General features: G+C 74.6%; 21 protein-coding genes and 1 tRNA gene. 13 read left to right on the forward strand and 9 right to left on the reverse strand.

What is annotated here, in order from left to right:
* Window position 1 precedes the first annotated feature (1 nt).
* From BUE29_RS15600 to BUE29_RS15615, 4 genes are read left to right on the forward strand one after another with little or no spacing between them, the layout of a single operon-like run.
* Window positions 2-2,443 (forward strand): NHL repeat-containing protein, encoded by a 2,442-nt coding sequence (locus BUE29_RS15600; protein ID WP_073391359.1) that lies wholly within the window; start codon window positions 2-4, stop codon window positions 2,441-2,443.
* On the forward strand, window positions 2,440-3,435 hold the full coding sequence (locus BUE29_RS15605) for an AAA family ATPase (protein WP_084181290.1): 996 nt from the start codon (window positions 2,440-2,442) through the stop codon (window positions 3,433-3,435). Before BUE29_RS15600 ends, BUE29_RS15605 begins: the two co-directional genes overlap by 4 nt.
* A gap of 5 nt (window positions 3,436-3,440) precedes the next feature.
* On the forward strand, window positions 3,441-4,616 hold the full coding sequence (locus tag BUE29_RS15610; protein ID WP_200800247.1) for a DUF58 domain-containing protein: 1,176 nt from the start codon (window positions 3,441-3,443) through the stop codon (window positions 4,614-4,616).
* A complete protein-coding gene (locus tag BUE29_RS15615; RefSeq protein ID WP_073391360.1) occupies window positions 4,613-6,745 on the forward strand; it encodes a transglutaminase-like domain-containing protein in 2,133 nt (710 codons plus the stop codon). Before BUE29_RS15610 ends, BUE29_RS15615 begins: the two co-directional genes overlap by 4 nt.
* Before the next feature lie 166 nt (window positions 6,746-6,911).
* Here BUE29_RS15615 and BUE29_RS15620 read toward each other — a convergent pair whose 3' ends face one another.
* From BUE29_RS15620 to BUE29_RS15635, 4 genes are all read right to left on the reverse strand, one after another.
* Window positions 6,912-8,585, reverse strand: coding sequence for a serine/threonine-protein kinase (locus tag BUE29_RS15620; RefSeq protein WP_073391361.1), 1,674 nt, complete (start codon window positions 8,583-8,585; stop codon window positions 6,912-6,914).
* Window positions 8,582-8,875: a hypothetical protein gene (locus tag BUE29_RS15625; RefSeq protein WP_073391362.1), complete on the reverse strand. Its 294-nt coding sequence runs from the start codon at window positions 8,873-8,875 to the stop codon at window positions 8,582-8,584. The genes BUE29_RS15620 and BUE29_RS15625 overlap by 4 nt, the downstream gene beginning before the upstream one ends.
* A gap of 58 nt (window positions 8,876-8,933) precedes the next feature.
* A complete protein-coding gene (locus BUE29_RS15630) occupies window positions 8,934-9,776 on the reverse strand; it encodes an aldo/keto reductase (RefSeq protein WP_073391363.1) in 843 nt (280 codons plus the stop codon).
* A 72-nt stretch (window positions 9,777-9,848) separates the two neighbouring features.
* Complete coding sequence (locus BUE29_RS15635; protein ID WP_407657333.1) at window positions 9,849-10,985, reverse strand: cysteine--tRNA ligase; 1,137 nt, start codon at window positions 10,983-10,985, stop codon at window positions 9,849-9,851.
* 102 nt (window positions 10,986-11,087) lie between these two features.
* Between BUE29_RS15635 and BUE29_RS15640 the strand changes: the two genes are divergently transcribed.
* Together BUE29_RS15640 and BUE29_RS15645 are read left to right on the forward strand one after the other, a co-directional pair.
* The gene (locus BUE29_RS15640; RefSeq protein WP_159440884.1) at window positions 11,088-11,324 is read left to right on the forward strand and encodes a sigma factor-like helix-turn-helix DNA-binding protein; all 237 of its coding nucleotides are present in this window, start codon (window positions 11,088-11,090) and stop codon (window positions 11,322-11,324) included.
* 29 nt (window positions 11,325-11,353) lie between these two features.
* Window positions 11,354-11,424 (forward strand) — tRNA-Gly (locus BUE29_RS15645).
* Window positions 11,425-11,444: 20 nt separating this feature from the next.
* Here BUE29_RS15645 and BUE29_RS15650 read toward each other — a convergent pair.
* The gene (locus tag BUE29_RS15650) at window positions 11,445-12,614 is read right to left on the reverse strand and encodes an NAD(P)/FAD-dependent oxidoreductase (protein WP_073391365.1); all 1,170 of its coding nucleotides are present in this window, start codon (window positions 12,612-12,614) and stop codon (window positions 11,445-11,447) included.
* Window positions 12,615-12,810: 196 nt separating this feature from the next.
* Between BUE29_RS15650 and BUE29_RS15655 the strand changes: the two genes are divergently transcribed.
* The 3 genes from BUE29_RS15655 to BUE29_RS15665 all read left to right on the forward strand — a co-directional run bounded on the left by BUE29_RS15655 (window position 12,811) and on the right by BUE29_RS15665 (window position 16,114).
* Entirely contained in the window at window positions 12,811-14,226 is a 1,416-nt protein-coding gene (locus tag BUE29_RS15655) for an amidohydrolase family protein (RefSeq protein WP_073391366.1), read from the forward strand.
* Window positions 14,223-15,038, forward strand: coding sequence for an enoyl-CoA hydratase/isomerase family protein (locus BUE29_RS15660; RefSeq protein ID WP_084181218.1), 816 nt, complete (start codon window positions 14,223-14,225; stop codon window positions 15,036-15,038). The genes BUE29_RS15655 and BUE29_RS15660 overlap by 4 nt, the downstream gene beginning before the upstream one ends.
* Before the next feature lie 62 nt (window positions 15,039-15,100).
* The gene (locus tag BUE29_RS15665; RefSeq protein ID WP_084181220.1) at window positions 15,101-16,114 is read left to right on the forward strand and encodes an NAD(P)H-dependent flavin oxidoreductase; all 1,014 of its coding nucleotides are present in this window, start codon (window positions 15,101-15,103) and stop codon (window positions 16,112-16,114) included.
* On the opposite strand, the gene BUE29_RS15670 is transcribed toward BUE29_RS15665, so the two are convergent.
* From BUE29_RS15670 to BUE29_RS15685, 4 genes are all read right to left on the reverse strand, one after another.
* Entirely contained in the window at window positions 16,069-16,947 is an 879-nt protein-coding gene (locus BUE29_RS15670) for a FadR/GntR family transcriptional regulator (protein ID WP_073391368.1), read from the reverse strand. The two genes, BUE29_RS15665 and BUE29_RS15670, sit on opposite strands and share 46 nt — an antisense overlap.
* A 106-nt stretch (window positions 16,948-17,053) precedes the next feature.
* On the reverse strand, window positions 17,054-18,013 hold the full coding sequence (locus BUE29_RS15675; protein ID WP_073391369.1) for a PDR/VanB family oxidoreductase: 960 nt from the start codon (window positions 18,011-18,013) through the stop codon (window positions 17,054-17,056).
* Window positions 18,014-18,121: 108 nt separating this feature from the next.
* Window positions 18,122-19,579, reverse strand: a complete 1,458-nt coding sequence (locus BUE29_RS15680) for an aldehyde dehydrogenase family protein (RefSeq protein ID WP_073391370.1) — start codon at window positions 19,577-19,579, stop codon at window positions 18,122-18,124.
* Window positions 19,580-19,619: 40 nt separating this feature from the next.
* Window positions 19,620-20,411 carry an enoyl-CoA hydratase/isomerase family protein gene (locus BUE29_RS15685; RefSeq protein ID WP_073391371.1) on the reverse strand — a complete coding sequence of 264 codons (792 nt, stop codon included), beginning with the start codon at window positions 20,409-20,411 and terminating at the stop codon, window positions 19,620-19,622.
* Between the two features lie 85 nt (window positions 20,412-20,496).
* Here BUE29_RS15685 and BUE29_RS15690 point away from each other — a divergent pair, with 85 nt between their 5' ends.
* The 4 genes from BUE29_RS15690 to BUE29_RS15700 all read left to right on the forward strand — a co-directional run bounded on the left by BUE29_RS15690 (window position 20,497) and on the right by BUE29_RS15700 (window position 25,292).
* Window positions 20,497-21,684, forward strand: a complete 1,188-nt coding sequence (locus BUE29_RS15690) for a thiolase family protein (protein ID WP_073391372.1) — start codon at window positions 20,497-20,499, stop codon at window positions 21,682-21,684.
* Between the two features lie 137 nt (window positions 21,685-21,821).
* The gene (locus BUE29_RS15695) at window positions 21,822-23,798 is read left to right on the forward strand and encodes a branched-chain amino acid ABC transporter permease (RefSeq protein ID WP_084181224.1); all 1,977 of its coding nucleotides are present in this window, start codon (window positions 21,822-21,824) and stop codon (window positions 23,796-23,798) included.
* Complete coding sequence (locus BUE29_RS21555) at window positions 23,795-24,595, forward strand: ABC transporter ATP-binding protein (protein WP_084181226.1); 801 nt, start codon at window positions 23,795-23,797, stop codon at window positions 24,593-24,595. The genes BUE29_RS15695 and BUE29_RS21555 overlap by 4 nt, the downstream gene beginning before the upstream one ends.
* Complete coding sequence (locus BUE29_RS15700; RefSeq protein ID WP_073391373.1) at window positions 24,588-25,292, forward strand: ABC transporter ATP-binding protein; 705 nt, start codon at window positions 24,588-24,590, stop codon at window positions 25,290-25,292. Before BUE29_RS21555 ends, BUE29_RS15700 begins: the two co-directional genes overlap by 8 nt.
* The last annotated feature ends 67 nt before the right edge of the window (window positions 25,293-25,359 follow it).

Below are 25,359 nucleotides of genomic sequence, written 5' to 3' on the forward strand. Positions count from 1 at the left end.
AATGACCGTCGAGTCCTTGCGGCGCCGGGCGCGCGGCATCGTCCGCGGCCGGCGCGGGTCGGCCCAGCTCGGGTTGCTGCTCGCCGCCGCGGCGGCCGCCGGGGGCATGACCCTCGGCAGTGGCGTCGCGAGCCACGACGCCAAGTCCGGTTACGACCTCGCCTGGCTGCCCGACGGCACCCGCGGCCAGCTCGTCCAGGTCGACCCCGTGCTCGGCCGGGCGAACGTCCGGCTACAGGTCGCCGACCCCGGCAGCACGCTGACGATCCAGCAGGGCAACGGCCAGCTCGTGGTCGTCGACCGCAAGACCGGCAAGATCACCAGCATCGATCTCGGGACGCTGCTCGTGGGCGGGTCGCGCACCGAGCGCGCCGGCGGCGGCGTCAAGGTCCTGCTCGCCGGCACGCGGCTCTACGTCGCCGACCTACCGCGTGGCACCGTCCGCGCGGTCGACCCCGCCACCCAGGCCGACGTCGGCCGGCCGTGGTCCGCGGGCCGGCCGCTGGTCGACATCGGCGTCGACGGCGCGCACGACGTGTGGGCGCTGGACGACTCGCAGCACCTCGTCAACCTGCACTGGCGCGGCAGCTCCCTCGCGCCGGTCTCGACGCGCACCGTCCAGGGCGCCGGCCCCGGTTCGGTCATCGTCGGCCACGACCGCGGCGTCACCCTCGTCGGCTCGCGCGGCGCGATCGTGCGCGTCGGCACCGGCCGCGACGCCCGGTTGGACGCCCCGAACATCCACGGCCCGCTGCACGGGCCGCAGCGCAGCCCCGACGGTCTCGTGCCGGTCGCCGACCCGGGCACGTCGTCGGTGGTCATCGTCGGTCCGCAGGACGCCGTCGTCGACGACGTCTCCGGTTACGGCTGCACCCACCCGCTCACGCCCACGGTCTTCGACGGCAAGGTGTACGTGCCCTGCTCGGGCGCCCGCCGGGTGCTCGTGCTCGACGCCGACGGCAGGCAGGTCGGCGCCGCCATCCCCACCCCGGCCGGCGGCGACCCGCAGCTCACCGTGAGCGGCGGGCGACTGCTCATCGACGTGCCGGGCGCCGGGCGGGCCACCGTCGTCGACCGGTCCGGCAGCAGGCACGACTTCCCGACCGTCGCGCCCGGCATCGGCGTGCAGAACCCGAACACGCCGCCCCCGGCGCCGCCCGCCCCGCCCAAGCCCGAGCCGCCCAAGCACACGAATAGCGGCGGCCACGACGACGGTCGCGACGGCGGTCACGACGGCCCGCGCGGTGTCTCGCCGCGCGGCTCGGGCGGCCGCGACGGGGAGCGACCCGGCAGCGGCCGGCCGAGCGGCGCGCCGGTCTCCGACGGACCCGTCGCCGAGGTCGGCGCCACGGCCAGCGTGCGACCGGACGGTTCGGTCCTCGTCCGCTGGGACGCCGAACCCGGAGCCGGCGCCACCGTCGTCACCGCCACCGCGTCCGGCGACGACGTCGCGACCGTCCCGGTCGGCGGTACGTCGGCGACCGTCACCGTCCTCGACCCGGGGACGACGACGTCCTTCCACGTCCACAACGCCAAGGTCGACGTCACCACCAACGTGGTGACCACGTCCACGACGCCGGGTGCGGCGTCGGGCGTCACCGTCACGCCGCAGGGCGTCAGCAACGGGGCGGCGACCCTGGCCGTCACGTGGACGGCGGCGACCGCGAACGGCGCCCGGGTCAGCTACGCGGTCAGTGCCGGCGGCTCGGCCACGCGGACCACCGGCAACCTCAACACGACGCTCACGGTCCCGTGCGCCGACGGCTGCACCGGCACCGTCACGGTGACGCCGCGCAACGTCGCCGGCGGCGGCGCCGCCGCGTCGGGCACCTACACCGTCAGCGCGCAGACGCCGGCGCAACCGCCGGCCCAGCCGCCCGCGCAGCCGCCCGCGCAGCCGCCGGCCCAGCCGACGACCACCGAGGCGCCGCCGCCCCCGCCGCCGAACACGCCGGCCCCGGTGGCCATGCCCGCCGGCGGCGAGACGCTGATCACGACGACGGCCACGACGGGGAGCGACGCCAGCAGCACGCCCGCGATCGCACATCTCACGATCACGGCGCCGGCCGACTGGGCGGCGTTCCCGGGCACGTGCACGCTGTTCGCCGACGGCACCGACGAGGGCACCGTCCCGTGCAACGCCAACGGCGAGACGCGCGACTACCAGTACCTGGACTCCGAGACGCACGAGTTCTGGGTGGTGGCCTCGGACAGCGGTCGCAGCGTCGAGTCCGCGCACGCGCAGCAGAAGGTGCGGTACAACCAGATCTGCCTGAACTCGGTGCACGAGCGGTCGCTCACCGGCGCACCCATGCTGCGCCCGGTGTGCGACGGCAACGAGCCGCCGCGCTGCCCGAACTGCCAGATCCCGTTCAAGCAGGCGCCGCTGCTCCCGGCGGCCGACCGGCCCGCGCTCGGCGCGTGGCTGCGGAGGACCCGGTGACCGCGACCGTCGAACCCCGCGGTGCCGGGCTGGCCGAGTCGGACGTCGCGGCGTTCCGCACGCTGCACGCCGAGGTGGCCGAGGCCGTCGAGATCGCCGTGCGGGGTAAGCGGCTGACGATCGAACTGGTGCTGACCGCGCTGTTCGCGGGCGGCCACGTGCTGCTCGAGGACGTCCCCGGCACCGGCAAGACGACGCTCGCCCGCTCGGTCGCCGCCGCACTCGGCGGGCAGTCGCGGCGGGTGCAGTTCACGCCCGACCTGCTGCCCTCGGACGTCACCGGGACCGCCGTCTACGACCCGCGCACCAGCGACATCGCGTTCCGCGCCGGCCCGGTGTTCGCCAACGTCGTGCTCGCCGACGAGATCAACCGGGCCGCGGCCAAGACGCAGTCGGCGCTGCTCGAGGTCATGGAGGAGCGGACGGTCACCGTCGACGGCGTCCCGCACGCCGTGCCGGACCCGTTCCTCGTCGTCGCGACGCAGAACCCGGTCGACCTCGACGGCACCTACCGGTTGCCGGAGGCGCAGCTCGACCGCTTCGCGATCCGCACGGCGCTCGGCTACCCCGACGTCGAGGACGAGATCGCCGTGCTGCGCCCGGGCGGCCGGGCCGGTGCCGTCGCCGACGTCCCGGCGGTGACGACGCCCGAGACGGTCGCCGGGCACAGCGCGCGCCTGACGCACGTCCACGTGGCCGACCCGATCCTGCGCTACGTGCGCGAGCTCGGCGCGGCGACGCGGGACGACGAGCGGTTGCGCCTCGGGGTGAGCACGCGCGGACTGCGCACCCTCGTCCGCTGCGCGCAGGTGCGCGCCGCGGCGTCGGGCCGGCACTACGTGGTGCCCAGCGACGTGCAGCAGCTGGCCGGCCCCGTGCTCGGGCACCGGGTGCAGCTCACCCGCGCTGCCGCGGTCGGCGGAGCGGACACCGCCGAGGTGCTGGCCGACGTGCTCGCCGCGACGCCGGTGCCCCGTCCCACCGCGGACTGACGGCGGTGACCGAGGAGTCGGCCGGGTCGGGGCTGCGGCTGTCCCTGCGTCCCACCGCCCGGGGGGTGCTGGCCGCGGTGCTCGGCGCCGCGCTCCTCGTCGGCGGCGGCTGGGGCCGCTACCCGGGACTCGTCGCGTTCGGCGCCGCGCTGCTGCTGCTCGTCGTCGCCGCGGTCGCCTCGGTGCTGCTGCCCGCCCCCGTGCTCCCCGAGCGGCGGGTGGCGCCGTTGCGGGTGGCTCGCAACGCCGCATGCACGGCGACGCTGCGGGTACGCAGCGGCGGCGAGCGCTTCGCGGTGAGCCTCGACGCGCTCGAACGCATCGGGGACCGGCAGGTGCCGGTGGTCGTCCCGCGACTGCGTCCCGGCGCGGTCGTCGAGGCGCGCTACGACATTCCGACGAGCCGGCGCGGTCGGATCGAGGTGGGCCCGTTGCGGCTGCGGCGGGTGGGGGTGGCCGGCCTCGCGGTGGCGCAGGGCGTCGTCGGGTCGGCGGTGACGGTGCACGTCCTGCCGCGGGTGCTGCCGGTACTCGGCCTGCCCGCCGGGGTCCGGCGGGGACACGTCGGTGCGGACGAACGCGTCGAACGCGGCGGGACCGATCTCGTCGCGCTGCGTGAGTACACGCCGGGTGACGACCTGCGCCGCGTGCACTGGGCCACCAGCGCGCGCAGCGGCACGCTGATGGTGCGCGAGGACGCCGATCCCGCCCGGCCCCACCTGACCGTGGTGGTGGACGACCGGGCGGACCGCTACGCCGGCGAGCAGTTCGAGGACGCCGTCGAGGTCGCCGCGTCGCTGGCCGCCACCGTCGTGGAGGCCGGGCACCCGATCCGGCTGGTCAGCGTCTCCGGCGAGCTCGACGTCGACGTGCCCGCCGCGCCGCCCGGCATGCTCGCGCCGGGCGCGGAGCTGCTGCTGCGCGGGTTGGCCGAGCTGCGGGCGACGGCGACGGACGGCCCGGGGTCACCGCCCCTGCGCGACCTCGACGTGGTCGTCGTGGTGACCGGTGCGCGGGCGGCACCGGACGCGCTCGTCGCCGACGCGGCCCGGGCCTCGCTCGGCGTCGCGCTCGTGCTGGACGCGCACTCGACCGAGGTCTCGGCGCACGGCGCCGTGCTCGTGCTGCGCGGTCCCCGTGCGGAGGACCTGCTCCAGGCGTGGGACGCGGTGGTGTCGTGAGCGCGGGCCGCCCGACACGGGTCCGGGCCGGCTGGGCGGTCGCGCTGCTGGCGGTCGCGGCGCTCGGCTTCACCGCCTCCGTCGCCGGGTTCGCGGCCGTCCTCGTCGTGCTGGTCGCGGTCGGCCTGCCGTTCGGCGCGGTCGCGCTCGGGCAACGGACCCGGCTCGGGGCCAACGGGGCCGCGCTGGTGGTGATCGCCGCGTCGACCGCGCTGGCGTGGTGGTTGCTGCGCCGCGACGGCGTCGGGCTCGGCGACGCGGTGCCGCGGCTGCTGACCACCGCCCGACCGGCGCCCGCCGACGCCGTCCTGCTCGTGCCGCCCGCGCTGCTGACCGCCGTGGTGGCGGCCGTGGTCGCCGCGGCCGTGCTGACCCGTGCGCCGGCGGCCGTGCCGCCCCGCGCCCCGGCGACGGGGCTGCTCGCGCCGGTCGCCGGTGCCGCGCTGCTCTACGCCGCCGCCCAGCTGCTGTCGGCGGGGACGGCCGATCCGCGTGGGATCGTCGCGGTGTGTCTCGTGGTGATGATCGTCGCCGGCTGGTCGCACCCGTGGTTGCGTGGCGGCGCCGACGGGCCGGCATGGCGCCCGGTGGCCGTCGTCCCGGTGCTGGTGGTGGGCGCGCTGGCGCTCGGGCTGGCCGCCCTCGTCCCGACCGGGGCGTTCGACCCACGCCAGCACGTGACGCCGCCGACGGTGCGGCTGCCGCAGGCCAGTCCGCTCGTCCAGCTGCGCACCTGGACCGCCAACCCGACCGTGCGCATCCTGCGGGCCCGGGTCACCGGCACCGACCGCCTGCATCTGGCCACGCTGTCCACGTTCACCGGCGCGGCGTGGGAGGTGGACGCGCGCTACCGCCAGCTCGGGCTGGCCGGCGGCGGCGACCTGCCCCGGCCGACCCGGGACGTGGCCGCGCGCGCGACCGTCCGGCTCGACCGGCTCGGCGGCCTCTGGCTGCCCGCACCCGGCGTGGCCGCCGCGTCCTCGCTCGACGACGTGCTCGTCGACGCCGACGACGGCACCCTGGCGCGCCCCGGGCAGGTACGGCCGGGGCTGCAGTACGAGGTCGCCGGGCGCGTCGCCGCCCCGACGCGGGGGCAGCTCGCCGCGGCAGCGGTGCCGACCTCGGTGCCGCCGCGCTACCTCGCGCTCCCGCGCGCGCCGATCGCCTTCGCCGAGTACGCCCGGGCCGCCGTCCGTGGGGCCTCGACGCCGCTCGAGGAGGCCATCGCCCTCGAGAACGCGGTGTCGGCGAAGCGCCGGGTCGAGCCCTCGGCGCCGACCGGCTCGTCCTACGGTCGGCTGTCGACCTTCCTGTTCGGCAGGGCCGGGACGGCCGGCGCCGGTGTCGGCACCGCCGAGCAGTTCGCCGCCGCCTTCGCCGTCCTCGGTCGCGAGGTCGGACTGCCGACCCGGCTGACGGTGGGTTTCGACCTCGGCCGCCCCGCCGCCGACGGCACCGTCGTCGTGACGGGCGCGGACGCCACGGTGTGGCCGGAGGTCTACCTGGCCGGCGCGGGCTGGGTGGCGTTCGCGCCCACGCCCGGCAGCGACGACTCCGGCCCCGGCGGCAGCCTGCGCGACGACGTGCTGCAGCGGCTGTCGAAGGCCGCGGCCACGGCGCCCGACGACCCTCCGGTCCGCCCCGGCAACACCGGCGCGATCACCCCCGGCCACCGCGCCCCGGGCGCCACCGCCGCCGCAAACCGCACCGGCCCCGCGACCTGGGTCGTCGCGGTGGCGCTCGCCGGCGCCGTCCTGGTGGTGCTGATGGGACTGCTGCTCCTGCTGCGCGCGCTGCGCCGGCGACGTCACCAGCGCGCCGGCGCCCGGGGCGCGTGGGCGGAGATCGTCGACCTGCTCGTGCTGGCCGACCACCGCCCCGCCCCCGGCCGTCCCGCGCCCGAGGTCGCGGCCGACGCCCGCGACCTGTTCGGCGACGACGGCGCTCACGCCGCCGCCGTCGTGGCCGCGGCCGCCGATCGGGAGGCCTTCGCCCCGGACGCCGCCGTGTCGCCCCCGGTGTGGGGGCACGTGCGGGTGCTGCGTCGCCGGGCCCGCGCGGGCGTGCCCCGCTACCGGCGCCCGCTGCTGCCGCTCGACCCGCGCCCGCTGCTGGCGCGTCGTCGCTGACCCGACGCCGTTACCGCCCTCGGGCGCGGTGTAGGACAGCCCGCGTGCAGCCCGTGTGCAGCCCGTGTGCAGCCCGTATGCAGGTCGTATGCAGCCCGTATGCGGTCCGTACACGGCGTGCACACGGGCCGTGTGACACCGCGACCACTCACCCCGCCGAGCTGCGTCAGCGGGCGGTGCACTGCTGTCGGGACAGGCCGAACACGGTGTCGCCCGTGGCGGTCGTGGTGACGGCGGCGAGCCGGACGCAGTGCCGGCCGCGGGGGAAGCCGGCGAGGGTGATGCTGTGCCGGCCGGCGGGCACGGTGGCGAGCGCGCGGCGTCCGGACCCGTCGTCGAGGAAGACGACCACCGGGGCCGCGCCGCCGCTCGCGGGCTGGCGCCAGCGCAGGTCGACGCGCGCGCCGTCGCGGGTGAGCCGGGTGATGGTGGGGGCGAGTCGGGTGTCGAAGACGGCGCTGCCGCTCGGCCCGGTCGGTGTCGCCGTCACGCTGGGGACCACGACCACCGGCTGCGTCGACCGCGTCGGCGTGGGCGTGGCGGAACTGCCCGTCTGCCGGTCGTCACCCCCGCCGCGCAGGATGCCGATCAGCACGCCGGCCACCGCGGCGACGGCGACGACCGCGCCGGTGATCGCCCACCGCCGCGTGGCGCCGGAGCCGGCGGACGGGGTGCCGGCGGGGGCGGTGCCGGCGGGGGCGGCCACCGGCTCGGTGGGCCGGGCCGCGGTCGCCTCGGGGTCGCCGGTCCCGGTCGGGCCGGCGAGGTGGGCGAGGGCCGAGACGGCCACCGGCTGCGGGTCGGGCTGCGGGTCGGGCTGCGGGTCGGGAAGCGCCGTCGTGGGCGGCGGCGCGACGGGTGTGTCGAGGGCGGGTGTGTCGGGGGCGGGTGTGTCGGGGGCCGGTGTGCCGGGAGCAGCGGGCGCCCAGCTGCGGGTCTCGGTGGGAACGGCGGCGAGCGCGTCGCGCAGCTCGGCGGCGGTGGCGAAGCGGTCCTCGCGGCGGCGGGACAGGCAGCGGGCGACGACGGCGGCCAGCCCGACCGGGACGTCGTCGCGGGTGAGGGGGCGCGGGGTCGCCGTCCGGGCGCGGCGCAGGTATCCCAGGGCCGAGTCCTCGTCGGGGTCGTCCGCCGCGAAGGGGGCGCGACCGTCGAGCAGGGTGAACAGCGTCGAGCCGAGCGAGTAGACGTCGTCGGCGACGGTGGGCGGCTCCCCGTCGAGGATCTGCGGCGAGGCGTGCCGGTAGGAGAAGCGTTCCAGCGAGGACGAGTGTCCGGCGTCCACGGCGCGGGCGAGCCCGAAGTCGGCCAGCACGAAGGACGTCGGCAGCACCATCACGTTCTGCGGCTTGACGTCGCGGTGCAGCACGCCCTGCTCGTGGGCGAAGGAGAGCGCGTCGGCCACGACCGAGCCCGCGGCGACGACCTCGTGGACGGGGAGCGGCCCGTGCTCGCGCAGCCGGTCGTGCAGCGAGCCGAGCTCGACGTAGTCCATGACCAGGCACGGTTGGCCGGCCACGGTCGTGGCGACCGCGAGCACCGTCATGATGTGCGGGTGCTGGCGGCCGAGCCGCACGGTGATCTCGAGCTCGCGACGGAACCGGGCGAGCGCGGCGGCGCCGTCCTCGTCGCCGGCGTCGGCCAGCTGCACGACCTTGATCGCGACGTCGCGGCCCGCCGACTTCTGGTGCGCCCGGTAGACGACGCTGTCGCCGCCGCGGGCGACGATCACCGCGTCGCGGTAGCCGGCGAGCAGTGGCGGTGCTCCCAGGCGCTCGGCCGTGCGTCGGGGCGCCCAGGCCTCGTCGTCGGCGCCGCCCGCGCCGTCGTCCTGGCTCACGTCGTCGGCTGCCAGTTCCGGCGGACCAGCTGGACGTCGCGCTCGGCGGCGGCGAGCTCGTCGTCGGTGGGGCGGTGCAGGTCACGCGCCCGCAACGCCCGGCTCGCCGACAGCTGCGACGCCCCGGACCCGACGACGTCGCGGAGGGCCCGGTCGGCAGCCGCGTCGCGTCGCTTCCCGGACGGCGACGGAGGGGGTGACGACGGCGTCGACGACGCGGCCGGCGCGCCGGGGGCGGTGCTCGGGCGCCGCCGCCGACGCCGTCGCGGCCGCTCGTCGTCCTGCGTCATCCTGCGATCTTCGCGCACCGACGCGACGATCGTCAGTGGGGGATCGTCGTGCGGGAGGTCAGCCCGGGATGAAGTCGAAGGTGTCCGGGTCGGGCCCGGTGCGCTCGTTGCGGTTCACCGAGCTGATCGTCTCGACGTCGTCGCCGGCGAGCTCGAAGTCGAAGATGTCGAAGTTCTCGACGATCCGCTCGGGGGTAGTGGACTTCGGGAAGACGATGTCGCCGCGCTCGATGTGCCAGCGCAGGACGACCTGCGCGACGGTCTTGTCGTACTTCTGCGCGACGGCCTTGATCACCGGGTCGTCGAGGACGGCGCCCTGGGCGATCGGCGACCAGGCCTCGACCGCGATCTGGTGCTCGCCGCAGAACGCGCGGACGTCGTCCTGGGTCAGATAGGGGTGCACCTCGATCTGGTTGATCGCGGGCACGATCTCGGCCTCCTCGTGCAGCCGGCGCAGGTGGTGCGGGTTGAAGTTCGAGACGCCGATCGAACGGGCCCGTCCCTCGCGGTAGAACTCCTCGAGCGTCTTCCACGTCGACACGTAGTCGCCGTCGTAGCGGGTCGGCAACGGCCAGTGGATGAGGAAGAGGTCGACGTAGTCGCTGCCGAGCTTCTCGAGCGTCTCGTCGAACGCGCGCTTGGCGTCGTCGGGGCGGTGGAAGCCGTTGTTGAGCTTGCTCGTGACGAACACGTCGCCACGGTCGATCTCGTAGCGCGAGACGGCCTCGCCCACCTCGCGCTCGTTGCCGTACATCTGCGCGGTGTCGATGTGGCGGTAGCCGGCGTCGAGGGCGCGGGTGGTGGCCTCGACGGTGTCCTTCGGCTCGATCTGGAAGACGCCGAACCCGAACTGCGGGATGGTCTTGCCGTTGTTGAGCAGGATGTCAGGTACTGCACTCACGTGGGGTTGTCTCCTTCGTCGAAAGTCTCCGTCCGATGGCCTACCCGCCCCTCGGTCGGGGCGAACCAGACGTCAGCCCAGCGCGAGCAGCTCGATGAACGTGCGGGCCGCCTGCCCGCCGTCGTCCAGGGCGATGGCGAGCGCTCGGGGGACGTCGAGGTCGTCGAGCAGCGCGGCGGGGACGGCCGCGGCGCCGGGAGCCGAGCCGGGGCTCGCCGCGGCGCCGTACAACCGCTCGAGCGTCTCCTCCGCGCGGACGAGCTCGGCGGCGCTGTACTCCCACGGATCGCTCCAGCGCCGGTTCAGGCACAGCAGCCGGACCGCTCCGGGGGAGTGGTCGCGCAGCAGGTCCTGCACCAGCACGAGGTTGCCCGTCGACTTCGCCATCTTGCGGCCGTCGACGGAGACGACACCGGCGCGCAACCAGCTGCGCGCGAACGGCGCGACCCCGGTCGCCGCCTCGGCGAGCGCGGCCTCGCACGCGTGGTGCGGATAGGCGAGATCGCCGCCGCCGCAATGGATGTCGACGGTCGGGCCGAAGAGCGCGAGCACCATGGCGGCGCACTCCGCGTGCCACCCGGGTCGACCCTCGCCCCACGGGCTGGGCCAGCTGACGTCGTCGTCGGGGCCGCTCGACTGCCAGACGGCGATGTCGAGCGGATCGTCCTTGTCCTGGTCGTCGGGCCGGTCGTGGAACTCGGTCGCGCGGGCCAGGGCCGTCTCGTGGTCGAAGCCGACGTGCGCGTACGCGCCGGACGTGCGCGCGTACACGGTGCCGTTGCGCTCGTACGCGGCCCCGCGGTCGAGCAGGGCGGCGGCCAGCTGGATCACGTGCCCGATGTGCTGGGCGGCGCTCGGCGACAGGTCGGGTGGACGGACCTGCAGCGTCGCCATCGTCCCCTCGAACGACGCCCGCTGCAGCGTCGCGAGCATGGTGTGCGACTCGCCGCGACGGCGGGCCTCGGCGAAGAGCACGTCGTCGACGTCGGTCACGTTGCGCGCGACGGTGACGTGGTGACCGTGCCACCGCAGCACCCGCTCGGCGGCGTCGGCCCAGATATAGGTCGCGGCGTGACCGAGATGGGTGACGTCGTAGGGCGTGATGCCGCAGACGTACATGCGCACGCGGCCCACCATGGGCAGCAGCGTGCCGGCGAGACGGAGTCGCATGGGCGGGCCGGTGAGGCGGGACGGGTTCACGCCTCGCATCCTGCCAGCGTCGCGTGCGGTGCTGTCCGGTACGCGAAGGAACGCCACCGCGAAGCGCGCCGTGTGGCCGTTCCGTGATCCGGGATCGGCATGATCCGGGACGTGGTCGACCCGGATGCGCACGTCGCCGCCCTGGTGGCGGGGTCGCAGGACGTCCACGCGGCCCTGCGCCGCCTCGACCCGACGCAGACCCGGGTGCTGCGGATGATCTACTTCGAGCGGCGCACCCAGGCGCAGGTCGCCGCCGAGCTCCAGCTGCCGGCCCGCACCGTCGCCGCGACGACGGCCAGCGGCATGCAGGCGTTGGCGGTCTTGGTGCTCGGTGCCCAGCTGGACTAGGTAGGCTGACCGCGGCGTTCCCACGTCACGCGGGCGTAGCTCAATGGTAGAGCCTCAGTCTTCCAAACTGATTACGCGAGTTCGATTCTCGTCGCCCGCTCCCCTCCCGTTCCTCGCCCCTCACGCGGCGAGGAGGGCGAGCACCTCCTCGACCGGCGCACGGTCGGCGACCGCCGAGCGCAGCCGCATGACGTGACGCGCGGCGGAGAAGCCCACGAGCGCGGTGAGTCGGCCCGACCGGGAGTAGACGAGGACGGTGCGTCCGCCGGGGCTCGCGACGTGCACGTCGTCGGCGGGGTCGACGAAGCCGAGGGCCTGGATCTTGGTGTCGAAGACGTCGCTCCAGAAGTACGGGACGTCGGCCGGCTCGTCGGCCTCGCCGGTGGCGACCGCGCGGCCGACGACGGCGGCCTGGTCGACGACGTTCGTCCAGTGCTCCAGCCGGACCCGGCGCCCGGCGAGCGGGTGGTGCCACGCGGCGGCGTCGCCGACCGCCCAGACGTCCGGCGCGGTGGTCCGGCCGACGGCGTCGCACACGATGCCGTCGCCGGTCTCGACGCCGCTGCCGGCGAGCCAGTCGAGGTCGGGGACGACCCCGAGCCCGAGTACGACCTCGGTGGTCGCGAGCTCGGTGCCGTCCTGGAGCCGGAGACCGGCGACGGCGCCGTCGCCGGTCACCTCGGCGACGCCGGTGTTGCCGCGCACGTGCACGCCCTGCTCGACGAGCAGGTCGGTGACGAGCTGCGACCCGATCGGGCCGAGCACGCGGGCGAGCGGCGCGGGCAGGACCTCGACGAGGTCCACCTCGGCGCCGAGCAGGCGCGCGCTCGCCGCGACCTCGCAGCCGACGAACCCGCCGCCGACGACCACGAGGCGTCGCGACCGCTCGACCGCGGTGCGCAGTCGCAGCGCGTCGTCGATGGTGCGGACGACGTGTACCCCGTCGAGGCCGGCGAAGGCCGGCAGCGTCCGGGGGACGGCGCCGGTCGCGAGGACGAGGGACTCGTACCCGAGCTCGGTGCCGTCGTCGAGCCGCACGCGACGGCGGGCGGTGTCCAGGCCGGTCGCCCGTCGGCCGGTACGCAGGTCCACCCCCAGCTCGGCGAGGTCCGCGGGCAGCGTCGTGTCGTCGACGGTGCCGCGGAGCACGGCCTTGGTCAGCGGCGGCCGGTCGTAGGGCGCATGCGACTCGGCGCCGACCATCGTGATCGGGTCGGGGCAGCCGTGGCGACGTAACGCCTCCGCGGTGCGCAGGCCGCCGAGCCCCGCGCCGATGACGACGACGCTCATGTGCGATCACCGCGGACGATCGCCGCGCCGGGGATCGCGATCGTCGTGCCCGTCTGCCTTGTCGCATGCGCCACGTGCGCGTCTCCCGTCGCTCTGCCGGTCGTCGACCGTTGCGGCACCGGGTGCCGCAACGCGCAGCAGACTACGGTTGCGGCATCCGGTGCCGCAATGGCCCGCGGTCGGTTACCGTCGCCGCGTGCTCATCCGCGATGTCGAGGTCGACTGGCGACGGGTCGACGTGCGCGTCACCGCCGGCGCGATCGCCGAGATCGCGCCCGGTCTGCCCGGGCCGGCAGAGCTGGACGGGCACGGGGCGGCGCTGCTGCCGGGACTGCACGACCATCACCTGCACCTGCTGGCCACCGCCGCGCACGCCGACTCGCTGCGGGTGGGGCCGCCACACGTGACGACGCCGCACCAGTTGGCCGCGGCCCTGCACGTGCGCCCCCTCGCCGGCTGGCTGCGATGCGTCGACTACCACGAGAGCGTGGCCGGGCTGCTCGACCGCGCCGCCCTCGACGACCTCCGCGCCGACGTCCCGATCCGGGTGCAGCACTCCAGCGGGGCGCTCTGGATGCTCAACACGGCTGCCCTGCGCGAACTGGGCATGACCGACGACGCGCACCTGCCCCCGAGCGTCGAGCGTGACGCGCGGGGTCGCGTCACCGGTCGGGTGTGGCGGGGGGACGCCTGGCTCGGCAGGCGTGTGCGGTCGAGAGCGCGGGCACGCGTCGAACCGGACCTGCGCGACGTCGGCGCCCGGCTCGCCGCGTTCGGCGTCACCGGGGTCACCGACGCGACACCGCACCTGGACGACGCCTCGCTCGCGACGATCCTGCGGGCGCGGGCCGACGGCTCCCTGCCGCAACGCGTGACGTTGCTCGCCGACGTCCCGGCGGCGGCCGCCGGCGACTGCGTCCTGGGGCCGGGCAAGATCGTGGTCGCCGACCACGATCTCCCCGCGCTGGCCGAGCTGGTGCGGCGCGTCCGCGCCGTCCACGACTCCGGCCGGCCCGTCGCCGTCCACTGCGTCACGTCGGCCGCGCTGATGCTGACGGTGGCCGCGCTGGACGAGGCCGGTGCGGTCGACGGCGACCGGGTCGAGCACGCCGCCGTCGCCGCGCCGCAGTCGGTGGCCCGGCTCGCCGACCTCGGCGTGCGGGTCGTGACCCAGCCGTCCCTGCCGGCGCGGCGGGGCGACGAGTACCTGGCCGGCACGGACGAGTCGGAGCGCGACCAGCTGTGGCCGTTCGGCTCGTTGCTGCGCGCGGGCGTGCGCGTCGGCTGCTCGAGCGACGCGCCGTACGGCGACCTGGATCCCTGGGCCGCGATCCGGGCGGCCACCGAGCGCAGGACGCCGTCCGGTCGCGACATCGGGCCGTGGGAACGGGTGTCGGCGCAGGAGGCGTTGCGCGGGTACCTCGGCCGGCCGGACGATCCGGGGGGTCCACCGCGGCGCGTACGGGTCGGCGCGGCGGCCGACCTGGTGCTGCTGGACGCACCGCTCGCCACCGTGCTCGCCGATCCGAACGCCCGACGAGTGCGGACGACCGTGCAGGCCGGGCGGGTGGTGCACGATGCCGAGCGTCACGACCACGAGGAGAGCCAGTGAGCGACCGAGCCACGAACAGCGCCACGAACAGCGCCATCGACAGCGCCGAGAGCAGGATCGAGAGCAGGGTGCGTGACGGCGTCCTGGAGGTCGTGCTCGCCCGGCCCGCGGCCCGCAACGCCATCGACACCGCGCTGGCCGTCGCGCTCCGCGAGGCGCTGAGCGACACCGGCGGCGTCGGAGCCGTCGCGGTGCTGGCGCGTGGCGAGCACTTCTGCGTCGGCGGCGACGTGCGCGCCATGGCCGCGGCTGCCGATCCGGGCACGTTCGTGACCGGGCTCGCCGAGCAGTTCCACCGCAGCGTCGTCGCGCTGGCCGAGGGGCCGCCGGTGGTGGCCGGCGTCCGCGGGTGGGCGGCGGGGGCGGGGCTGAGCCTGGTCCTGGCCGCCGACGTCGTGGTGGCCACCGAGCAGGCGTCCTTCCAACCGGGGTACGCCGGGCTGGGCGTGACGCCCGACGGCGGGCTGTCCTGGTCGCTGCCGCGCGCCGTCGGCGACCGCCGGGCGCGGGCGCTGCTGCTGAGCAACCGCGTCGTGGGCGCCGCCGAGGCGCAGCGCATCGGCATCGTCGACGACCTGGTCGCCGACGAGGAGCTCGAGACCACCGTGCTCGACGTCGCGCGACGCCTCGCCGCCGGGCCGCGACGGGCCGCCCGCGCCACGAAACGGCTGGTGCGCGAGGGCGCGTCCCGGCCCCTGACCGCGCAGCTGGCGGTCGAGGCCGGGCTCATCGGCGCGCACGCGGCCGCCGCGGACGGCCAGGAAGGGATCGCGGCGTTCCTGGCGCGGCGGGCGGCAAGCTTCGGCGGCTGACCGCGCGTGTGATCGGTCACGAGTGAGGAGTTGCCAATCGAATACTTGTAAAGATTGCCGTTATGGAGACGGCGCTGACCGAGCTGGCCGGAATCGAGCACCCGATCGTCTGCGGCGGGATGATGGGCGTCGGGACGGCCGAGCTGGTCGCCGCCGTGGCCGAGGCCGGGGCGCTGGGGTTCCTCTCGGCGCTGACCCAGCCGGATCCGGCGGCGCTGGCCGCCGAGATCCGCCGCTGCCGGGATCTCACCGACCGTCCCTTCGGCGTCAACCTCACGATCCTGCCGACGGTGCACGACACGCCGTTCGCGGAGTACCTGGCCGCCGCGCTCGACGGCGGCGTCCGGATCGTCGAGTCGGCCGGGCGCAGCCCGGAGTGGATGCTGCCGGCGATCCGCGCGGCGGGGGCGACGGTGATCCACAAGGCGACCTCGGTCCGGCACGCGCTCAGCGCGCAACGGCTGGGTGTCGACGCGGTGAGCATCGACGGCTTCGAGTGCGCAGGTCATCCGGGCCTGGACGACGTCGGGGGACTCGTCCTGATCGCGGCGGCCACCGCCGCGCTCCGCGTCCCGGTGATCGCGAGCGGGGGGATCGCCGACGGCCGCGGCCTCGCCGCCGCGCTCGCGCTGGGCGCGTGCGGGGCGAACATGGGCACCCGCTTCGTCGCCACGGCCGAGGCCCCGGTGCACGACAACGTGAAGCGGCGCATCGTCGAGAACACCGAACGCGACACCCGTGTCGTGTTCCGTCCGTTCCGCAACACCGCCCGCGTCGCGAGCAACGCGGTGTCCGAGCGGATCGCCGATCTCGAGGCGGGGCCTGGCGCGACCTTCGCCGACGTCGCCGAGCTCGCCTCGGGATCGCGAGGTCGGCAACGGGTGCTCGCCGACGGTGACCTGGACGGCGGCATGTGGTGGGCCGGTCAGTCGCAGGGGCTCGTCGGCGACGTCGTCCCGTGCGCGGAACTCGTCGGCCGCATCGTCCGGGAGGCCGAGGACGTGATCGCGGGGCTGAGCGACCGAATCGGTCAGAGGGTGGCGAGCCGGGCGATCGACGGCGCCGCGTCGGGGTGATCGACCATGCGGCCGTTCCCCGAGCGTCGGGCGGTCACGTCGCGCAGGCCGCGCACCGCGCGCGGCGACGAGGCGTCGACGACACGGTCGCCGAACTCGGCCACGACCCGCTTCTGCGTGGCGATCAGATGCGAGCGCGCGGCGCGCTCCGCGGCCGCGGCGTCGCCGCTCAGGATCCGGTCGGCGATCCGTCGGTGGGCGTTCAGGACCGTCCGCTGCTCGGAGTCGGTCGGGTACTGACCGACCTCCGCGGCCTCGTGCGCCCACGTCTCCTCCTGGGCCGACCACACCGCGACCAGGCTGCGCACGACGAGGCGCGTGGTGGCCTGCGGCGTGCTGGCGACGACGAGGTCGTGGAACTGCCGGGACCAGTGGGTGAACGCGGGGCCGTTCCCGAGCGAGGCGGCGGCGCGCGCCAGGTTCTCCTCGAACTGCGTCGCGAGCGCCGCCCGGGTCGCCGGGTGTCCGGCGCAGCTCGCGGCGCACTGCGGTTCGAGGTTGGCGAGCAGCTCGCCGACGTCGCGCAGATGCACGCGCTCGGCCTGCAGGGTCATGCCGATCGCGTGCGACACCGAGCCGCCGTCGGGCAGGTGGATGACCGCGCCGCCGACCTTGCCGCGCCGCACCGTGATCAGGCCCTCCATCTCGAGGATGCGCAGCGCCTCGCGCAGCGGGGGAGCCGAGACCCCGAACATCGCGACCAGCGCCTCCTGCTTCGGCAGCAGGCCGCTGTAGGTCCCGTTCAGGATCCTCTCGCGCAGCTCGGCTGCGATGCTCTCGGCGATCCGGGGCTGTACGCGGACCCGTCGAGGAATGTCCCCGTCGACGTTCACCCTGCCTCCCAAACTTGCAATCGTTGTAACAATACCTAACGATCGAATCCGTCGCGCCGCTCGCCGGACGGCCGCCGGCACGGTGGGGGACGGGCCCGTCGTCATCTCAGAGATCGAGCACGAGCCGGGCGCAGCTCGCGCGTGACACGCAGATCATCATCGTCTCGTTGGCCGTCTGCTCCTCGGGCGTCAGCAGGGAGTCGCGATGGTCGACGGCGCCGTCGAGGACGACCGTCTCGCACGACCCGCAGGTCCCTTCGGTGCACGAGGAGAGGACGTCGACACCGGCGTCGGTGACCACGTCGAGGATGGTGCGCTCCGGCGGCACCGACACGACGAGCCCGCTGCGCCGCAGCTCGACCTCGAAGGCGTCGGAGCGGACCGGCGCGCCGACGTCCTTGGGGGTGAAGCGTTCGGTGTGCAGCGCACCCGCGGGCCAGCCGGCACAGCTCGCCTCCACCGCTTCGAGCAGGCCGCCCGGGCCGCAGGCGTAGACGACGGTGCCGGGCGTCGGCTCGCCGAGATGTCGCGGCAGGTCGATGACGCCCACCTCGTCCTGCGGGTACACGGTGACGCGGTCCGGGGCGAGCGCCTCGAGCTCGGCGCGGAAGGCCATGGAGTGACGGGTGCGCCCGCCGTAGACCAGCTCCCAGTCGGCGCCGCGCGCGATCACCTCGCGCAGCATCGGGACGATCGGGGTGACGCCGATGCCGCCGGCGACGAAGACGTAGCGGTCGGCCTCGACCAGCGGGAAGTGGTTGCGCGGTCCGCGTGCGCGGACGACGTCCCCCGGGCGCAGGGCGTGCGCCAGCAGCGACCCGCCGCGGCCGTCCGCTTCCCGCAGGACGGCCACCCGCCACCGTGCGCGGTCGGCCGGTTCGCCGCACAACGAGTACTGGCGGACCACGTCGTCGCGCAGGACGAGATCGACGTGCGCGCCCGGGGTCCACGCCGGCAGCGCACCGCCGTCGGCGCGGGCGAGCTCCAGCAGGACGACGTCGCGGCTCGGCTCCGTCCGGTTCGTCACCAGGACGCGCAGCTCCTGCTCGTCGATCGACTCCGGCATCAGTGAGCTCCCTGCGTGCGGGCCGCCGACCGGTGGCGCGTTCCAAAGGCGCAATCTTTTAGATGATAACGGCCGAACCGGACGGTGCAAGGACGGTCGCTCGCGTGCTCACAGCAGGACCTGCACCGTCTTCGTGGTCACGAACTCGAGCACGCCGGCCAGCCCGCCCTGTTTGCCGTAGCCGCTCTGCTTGCGTCCGCCGAACGCGATGTGCGGCCCGGCGGGCGCACCCCCGCCGTTGACGCCCACGTTGCCGGTGTCGAGCTCGGCCGCCACCCGGAGCGCCCGCGACAGGTCGGTGCTGAAGACGTAACCCGCCAGGCCGTAGTCCGAGTCGTTGGCGATCGCGACCGCCTCCTCCTCCTCGGCGAAGCGCTGCACGCCCACGACCGGCCCGAACACCTCGTCGCGGGCCAGTTCACCGGTGTTGTCGGGCAGGGCGACGACGGTCGGCTCCACGAAGTACCCGTTCCCGAGCTCGCCGCCGACCCGTGACCCGCCGGTCAGGACGGTGCCGTACGAGCGTGCGCGGTCGACCATGGCGACGATGCGTTCGACGGCGGGCTCGTTGATGACCGGCCCCATCGCGACCCCGTCGCCGAACGGGTCACCCTGCCGCACGCCGGCGAGGGCGGCCTGCAGCTGCTCGACGAACCGGTCGTGGACGGCGTCGTGCACGAGCAGTCGCGAACCGAGGGTGCACACCTGGCCCGAGTTGCCGGTCATCTGCACGGCGGCCGCGACGGCCCGGTCGATGTCGGCGTCGTCGAAGACCAGGCTGGCCGACTTGCCACCGAGCTCGAAGACGCAGGGCGTGAGCTGCGGCGCGGCCGCCGCGGCGATCCGTCGCGCCGTGGCCGGGCTGCCCGTGAACGTGATCTTGTCGACGCCCGGATGGGCGACGAGCGCCTGCGAGGCCTCGACACCGGCGGTGATGACGTTGAGGACCCCGGCGGGAACGCCGGCCTCCAGCGCGAGCTCGCAGACCCGGATCGCGCCGAACGGTGCGAGCTCGGACGGCTTGGCCACCACGGTGCAGCCGGCGGCCAGTGGAGCCCCGATGGTCATGCCGAAGGCCCCGCTCGACCCGTTCCACGTGGCGAGGGCCGCGACCACGCCCACCGGCTCGACGGTGGTGTACTCGTGCACGGCGCGCACCGACAGCGGCGTCGTCTCGCCGTGCAGCCGATCGGCCCAGCCGGCGGCCTCCTCGAGCCAGTCCGCGGCCCAGTGCACCACGTACGGCGTCTGGGTGATGGGGGCGCCCATCTCCAGCGAGGCGATCGTGGCCAGCTCCTCGACGTGCTCGCGGACCAGGTCGGCGAACCGCGTGAGCACGCGACGTCGCTCGACGGGGTTCCACCGGCGCCACCCGGGCAGGGCGGCCCGGGCCGCGGCCACCGCCCGGTCGACCTCGTCCGGCCCGGCCAACGGGACGGACGCCTGGGCCCGGCCGGTGCTCGGGTTGACGTGCTCGTACGTGCCGCCCGACGCGGTGTCCGGCCGCTCGGAGCCGATGACGAGCCGGCGGGGCAGGACCGTCGTGCGGTCCGACGTCGTGGTCATGCTGGGTCTCCTGTCTGCCGTCGAACGGGGTCGCGGCGCGTCACCGGGGCGCGCCGTGGCGACGCAGGGTTGCCGCCTGCGCCTCGAGGCGGGCGTAGGTCTGCTCGGCCGCGGCGCCGGTGAACCGCTCGCGGTGGCGCGCCCCCTCGAGCTCCACGTAGTCGCCCAGCGTCATCGTGCGGGCGTCCACCAGGTTGCGTTTGAGCCCGCGCACGGCCTCGGTGTCGCGCCCGGCGAGCTCCGCCACGATGCGGTCGAGCCCCTCGGCCCACTCCGCGTCGGGGACGACGCGCGCGACGAAGCCGATCCGGGCGGCGGTCTCGGCGTCGAACCGGTCGGCGAGGAAGAGCAGCTCGTTGGCCCGCGCCGCGCCGAGCAGGCGGGGCAGCGTCCAGCCGATGCCGAGCTCGCCCGAGACGCCCACCGGCAGGAACGCCGAGGCGAACCGAGCCCGGCTGCTGGCGATCCGGAGGTCGCAGGCCGCGGCCCACGCGAAGCCGGCGCCGGCGCACCCGCCGTTGATCGCGGCGACGGTGAGCTGGGGCATCTCGTGCAGCAGGCGGGCCGACTGGTAGGACTCCGGTGCGGGCACCTCACGGGTCGATCGCCCGGGCCGGACGTCGGCGCCCGGGCAGAAGGTCGAGCCGGCGCCGGTGAGGACGACCGTCGACAGCTCGGGGCGCTGGGCCAGCCGACTCAGCACCTCGTGGAGCTCCTCGACCATGCGCGCGGTGACGGTGTTGTGGTCGGCCGGCCGGTCGAGGACCACCCGCGCGACGGGTGCGGCGACGTGGACGGAGACCGTCTCCAGATCCGTGCGCAACGCCGTCATGTGACTCCAATGTTATAAAGCTTTATGGTCATTGGAACAGCCCTGTCAAGAGGTGGGCGGGGCCCGGACGAGGGGTTGGGCAGGCATGGTGGACGCGGTCGTCGTCGATGCGGTGCGCACGGCGAGTGGCAAGGGTAAGCCGGGTGGTGCGCTGTCGCGGTTGCACCCCGTCGAGATGCTGTCGCAGGTGTTGCAGGCGCTGATCTCGCGCACCGGTCTCGACCCCGCCGTCGTCGACGACGTGATCGTCGGGTGTGTCGGGCAGGCGGGCGAGCAGTCACTGAACATCGGCCGGAACGCGGTGCTGGCCGCGGGGTTCCCGGAGTCGGTCCCGGCCACGACGCTCGACCGGCAGTGCGGTTCGAGCCAGCAGGCCGCGCACTTCGCCGCCCAGGGGGTGCTCGCCGGTGCGTACGACGTCGTCATCGCCGCCGGCGTCGAGTCCATGAGTCGGGTGCCCATCGGTGCGGCGGTGGTGGGCGAGGACCCGTACGGGCCGTCGGTCGCCGCTCGGTACGACCTCGTCAACCAGGGTGTGTCGGCCGAGCTGGTCGCCGCTCGCTGGAAGCTCGACCGCGACGTCCTCGACGAGTACGCGGCGCGCTCGCACCGCCTCGCCGCCGACGTCGCCGCGGCGGGCGGGTTCGACGGCGAGATCGTGCCCGTCCGGGTGCCGGACGCGGCCGGCGGCCAGGTCGAGCACCGGGTGGACGAGACCGTGCGGGCCGCGACCACCGTCGAGGGGCTCGCGGCCCTGCGTCCGTCGTTCCGCACCGAGGACATGGCGCGGCGCTTCCCGGAGATCGACTGGAAGATCACGCCCGGCAACTCCTCGCCGCTGACCGACGGCGCCTCGGCGGTGCTCGTGATGTCGGCGGCGAAGGCCGACGAGCTGGGCCTGCGACCCCGCGCGCGGTTCGCCGGCTTCGCGGTCGCCGGGGACGACCCGGTGCTCATGCTGACCGCGCCGATCCCGGCCACGCAGAAGCTGTTGGCGCGCACCGGCGTCGCGCTCGACGACGTGGACGCCTACGAGGTGAACGAGGCGTTCGCCCCGGTGCCGCTGGCGTGGGCCCACGAGTTCGGCGCCGATCCGGCCCGGCTCAACCCGCGCGGCGGCGCGATCGCCCTCGGTCACGCCCTGGGCGGCTCGGGGACGCGACTCCTGACGACCCTGCTGGGCACGCTGGAGGCCACGGGTGGGCGTTACGGCCTGCAGACGATGTGCGAGGGCGGCGGCATGGCCAATGCGACCTTGCTCGAACGGGTGTAGCGAACTGGCCAGCTTTTGTTGTAATCCTTGCAAAGATAACTAGGTCGTGTAAGCATCGTGGCCGCCGTCACACGTCGTGACGGCGGCCACGGTCGCTCTCGGACCGTGCTCGGCCCAACCGGATCGCCGGAGGCACAGTGCACGAATATCTCGCGCTCATCGTCGGTGGGATCGCGAACGGCTCGGTGGTGGCCATCGCGGCCATGGGACTGGTGCTGTCGTTCAAGGCATCGGGCATCTTCAACTTCGCCCACGGGGCCGTCGGCGCCGTCGCCGCCGGCATCTTCTACCAGCTCCGCGTGCTCAACGGGGTGCCGTGGGGCCTCGCCCTCGTCATCACGCTGCTGGTCGCCGGCGTCGGCCTCGGTCTGGTCATGGAGCGCGTCGCCTTCTTCGTCTCCGCGGCAAGCACCACGATGAAGGTCGTCGCGACCGTGGGTGTGATGATCTCGTTGACCGCGCTCTTCACCCTGCGCTTCGGTGGGGTGAAGAAGCAGTTCCCGGCCTTCCTCCCCGACTCGGGGTTTCGCGTCGGTGGCGTGAACGTCGGGTGGGACCAGCTCGTGGTGGTCGTGATCGGGCTGGCGGCCGCCGTCGGGATGACCGTGTTCTTCCGCCGCACGCTGCTGGGCCGCTCGATGCGGGCGGTCGTCGACGACCCGGTCCTGCTCGCTCACCTGGGCGTCGGCCCGTCGAGCGTGCGGCGCTGGGCGTGGATCATCGGCACGGTCTTCGCCTCGGTGGCAGGCGTTCTCATCGCCCCCAGCCTCGGGCTCGACGGCACCAGCCTCACGCTGCTCGTCGTCGAGAGCTTCGGCGCGGCCGCCATCGGCGGTTTCGCCAACCTCCCGCTGACCTACGTCGGCGCCGTTCTCATCCAGGTCGGCGTCGCCGTCACCACGAAGTGGGCGTCCGGTACGGACTCGCTGCGCAGCCTGCCCACCGTCCTGCCGTTCGTCGTTCTGTTCCTGGTGCTGTTGCTGACCCCGAAGCGGCGGTTGGTGGAGGTCGGGGCGTCGCTCCAGCAGCGGGTCTCGATGCTGCCCTCGCCGTCGTGGCGCATGGGCGCTGCCCGGCTCGTGCCGCTGGTCGTGCTGCTCGTCGTGCTCCCGGAGCTCGTGGGTGATCACCTGCTGGACTGGATGCAGGGCGTCGTCTTCGTGATCCTGATGATGTCGCTGAGCCTGCTGGTGCGGACCTCGAACCAGATCTCGCTGTGCCAGATGAGCTTCGCCGCGGTCGGCGCCGTCGCCTGCTACCACCTGCAGGACATCGGCTTCCCGTGGCCGCTGGCCGTCGCCGGGGCGGGCCTGGTGGCGATCCCCGTCGGCTGCATCGTCGCGATCCCGGCCGTCCGACTCTCCGGCGTCTACCTGGCGCTCGCGACGCTCGCGTTCGGCATCGTCATGGAGACCGCGGTCTACCAGACCTTCCTGATGTTCGGTGCCGACGTCACGCCGCTCACCGCCCTGCGCCCGTCCTTCGCGCAGTCCGACCGGGAGTACTACTACGTGCTGCTCGTGGTGCTGGCGGTGGCGTTCGTGCTGGTCCGGCTGCTCGAACGGTCGCGGCTGGGTCAGCTGTTGCGCGGCAAGGCCGATGCCCCGCAGGCGCTCGAAGCACTGGGCATCAGGAACTCCGTGCTGCAGACGGTCGCCTTCAGCGCCGCGGCGTTCTTCGCGGGGCTCGCCGGCGCTGTCATCGGGCCGATCTTCTTCGTGGTCGGTGTCGGGAACTTCCCGACGATTCCCACGTCGATCATGCTCGTGGCGTTGCTGGTGCTCGGCGCCCGCAACCCCAGGCTCGGCACGCTCGGCGCGTCGGTGCTGGGGGCGGTCGGCCTGGTCGTGCTGCCGCAGTACATCGGCAACAGCACGGTGCTGTCGTGTCTGAACCTGCTGTTCGGGCTCGCGGCCGTCGAAGCAGCGGTCGCCTCGACCCGGGCCCTGCCGCCGACGTCACGCGCGAGAGCGCGGCTACGAGCGCTGCTCGGTCGACCGGTCGGACCTGCTGCCGACACGGCGGCACCGGCGGCCGCGGTCCGCTCGACGCCCGACCGTGTCCTCGTCGCGGCCGAGTCGGCCGCGCCGACCCGCAAGGGCGTGAAGTCGTGAGCGCGGGACTCGTGGTGCGCGGGCTGACCGTACGCTACGGCGGCATCACGGCGGTCGAGGACGTCGACCTCGGCGTGCCGGCCGACTCGATCACCGGCCTCATCGGACCCAACGGCGCCGGCAAGTCCAGCCTGTTCAACGCGTGCGCCGGCACGGTGCGCGCGAGTGCGGGCACGGTGGAGCTCTTCGGTCGTGACATCTCCCGGATCGGGCCGGCCCGCAGGGCACAGGCCGGCCTGGGGCGCACGTTCCAACGCGTGCAGCTGTTCCGCACCCTGACCGTCCGCGAGAACGTCGCCCTCGGTCACGAGACGGCCTATGCCCGGAGCCGGCCGTGGTCTCTCTTCCACGCGCTCCCGAGCGAACGCCGCAAGACCGCCGCGGTGACGGCGGAGGTGCTCGAACACTGCGGTCTGACCGGCATCGCCGACAAGGTCGCCGGCGGGCTGTCGACCGGCGAGCAACGGATGGTCGAGCTCGCCCGTGCCCTCGCCAGCCCGGCTCGCATGCTGCTGCTGGACGAACCGTCCTCCGGTCTCAGCTCCGACGAGCGCGGCCGCTTCACCTCGATCCTGACCGAGGCGGTCGAGGCCATGGGGCGCGGGGTGTTCGTCGTCGAGCACGACATGGACCTGGTGGCTGCCGTCTGCCAGCGGGTGTACGTCCTCAACTTCGGGCACGTGATCTTCTCCGGCTCGATGGCCGAGGCGTTGCGCAGTGACGTCGTCCGGCAGTCCTACCTGGGCACGACCGAGGCGGGCGCGTCGGACACCGAGCTGGAGGTCACCGGTGCTTGAACTGGACTCGGTCGCGGCCGGTTACCCCGGCAATCAGGTCCTGCACGACGTGACCCTCTCGGTGGGCGCCGGCGAGGTCGTCGCCCTGCTCGGTCCGAACGGCGCCGGCAAGACCACGCTGCTGCGGGCCGCGGCCCGGGCCCTCGTGCTCCGCGACGGCAGGCTGCGGCTGGACGGCCGGGACGTCACGAGGTCCTCGCCGCAGGCCGTGGCCAGGGCGGGGATCTGTTACGTGCCCGAGGGGCGCGGCATCTTCCCGGCCCTCACCGTGCGCGACAACCTGTTGCTGTTCGGCCGCGGCCTGAAGGGCAACGACGCCGTCGATCGGGCGGTGGAGGTGTTCCCGTTCATCACGCACCGGCTGGCCAACCGGGCCGGGGACCTGTCCGGAGGCGAGCGGCAGATGCTGGCGCTCGCCCGCGCGTGGCTGACCCGGCCCAAGGTCGTCCTGCTCGACGAGGTCTCCATGGGGCTCGCGCCGCTGATCGTGGACGACGTCTACGCGTTCGTCAGACGCATCGCCGCCGAGGGCATCGCGCTGCTGATCGTCGAGCAGTACGTCAATCGCATCCGCGAGTTCGCCGACCGGGTGCACCTGCTGCGCGGCGGCCGCATCTCCTTCAGCGGGACCGCCGACGAGTTGGGCAGCGACGAGGAGATCCTCGGCCACTACCTGGGCGCGACGCTGCCCGCCTGAGAACGTCCGTCCGCGCCGCGGGCGAGGCATCACGAGCCGACGCCGAAGTCGGCCCAACAAGATTGGG

Origin of the sequence: Jatrophihabitans endophyticus (genome assembly GCF_900129455.1) — a bacterium.
Classification (GTDB): domain Bacteria; phylum Actinomycetota; class Actinomycetes; order Mycobacteriales; family Jatrophihabitantaceae; genus Jatrophihabitans; species Jatrophihabitans endophyticus.

Coding starts and splice junctions, on each gene's coding strand:
- BUE29_RS15600 (WP_073391359.1), top strand. CDS start 2: ATGACCGTCGAGTCCTTGCGGCGCCGGGCGCGCGGCATCGTCCGCGGC.
- BUE29_RS15625 (WP_073391362.1), bottom strand. CDS start 8,875: ATGACGCAGGACGACGAGCGGCCGCGACGGCGTCGGCGGCGGCGCCCG.
- BUE29_RS15635 (WP_407657333.1), bottom strand. CDS start 10,985: ATGCGAGGCGTGAACCCGTCCCGCCTCACCGGCCCGCCCATGCGACTC.
- BUE29_RS15650 (WP_073391365.1), bottom strand. CDS start 12,614: ATGAGCGTCGTCGTCATCGGCGCGGGGCTCGGCGGCCTGCGCACCGCG.
- BUE29_RS15665 (WP_084181220.1), top strand. CDS start 15,101: ATGGAGACGGCGCTGACCGAGCTGGCCGGAATCGAGCACCCGATCGTC.
- BUE29_RS15675 (WP_073391369.1), bottom strand. CDS start 18,013: ATGCCGGAGTCGATCGACGAGCAGGAGCTGCGCGTCCTGGTGACGAAC.
- BUE29_RS15680 (WP_073391370.1), bottom strand. CDS start 19,579: ATGACCACGACGTCGGACCGCACGACGGTCCTGCCCCGCCGGCTCGTC.
- BUE29_RS15685 (WP_073391371.1), bottom strand. CDS start 20,411: ATGACGGCGTTGCGCACGGATCTGGAGACGGTCTCCGTCCACGTCGCC.
- BUE29_RS15690 (WP_073391372.1), top strand. CDS start 20,497: ATGGTGGACGCGGTCGTCGTCGATGCGGTGCGCACGGCGAGTGGCAAG.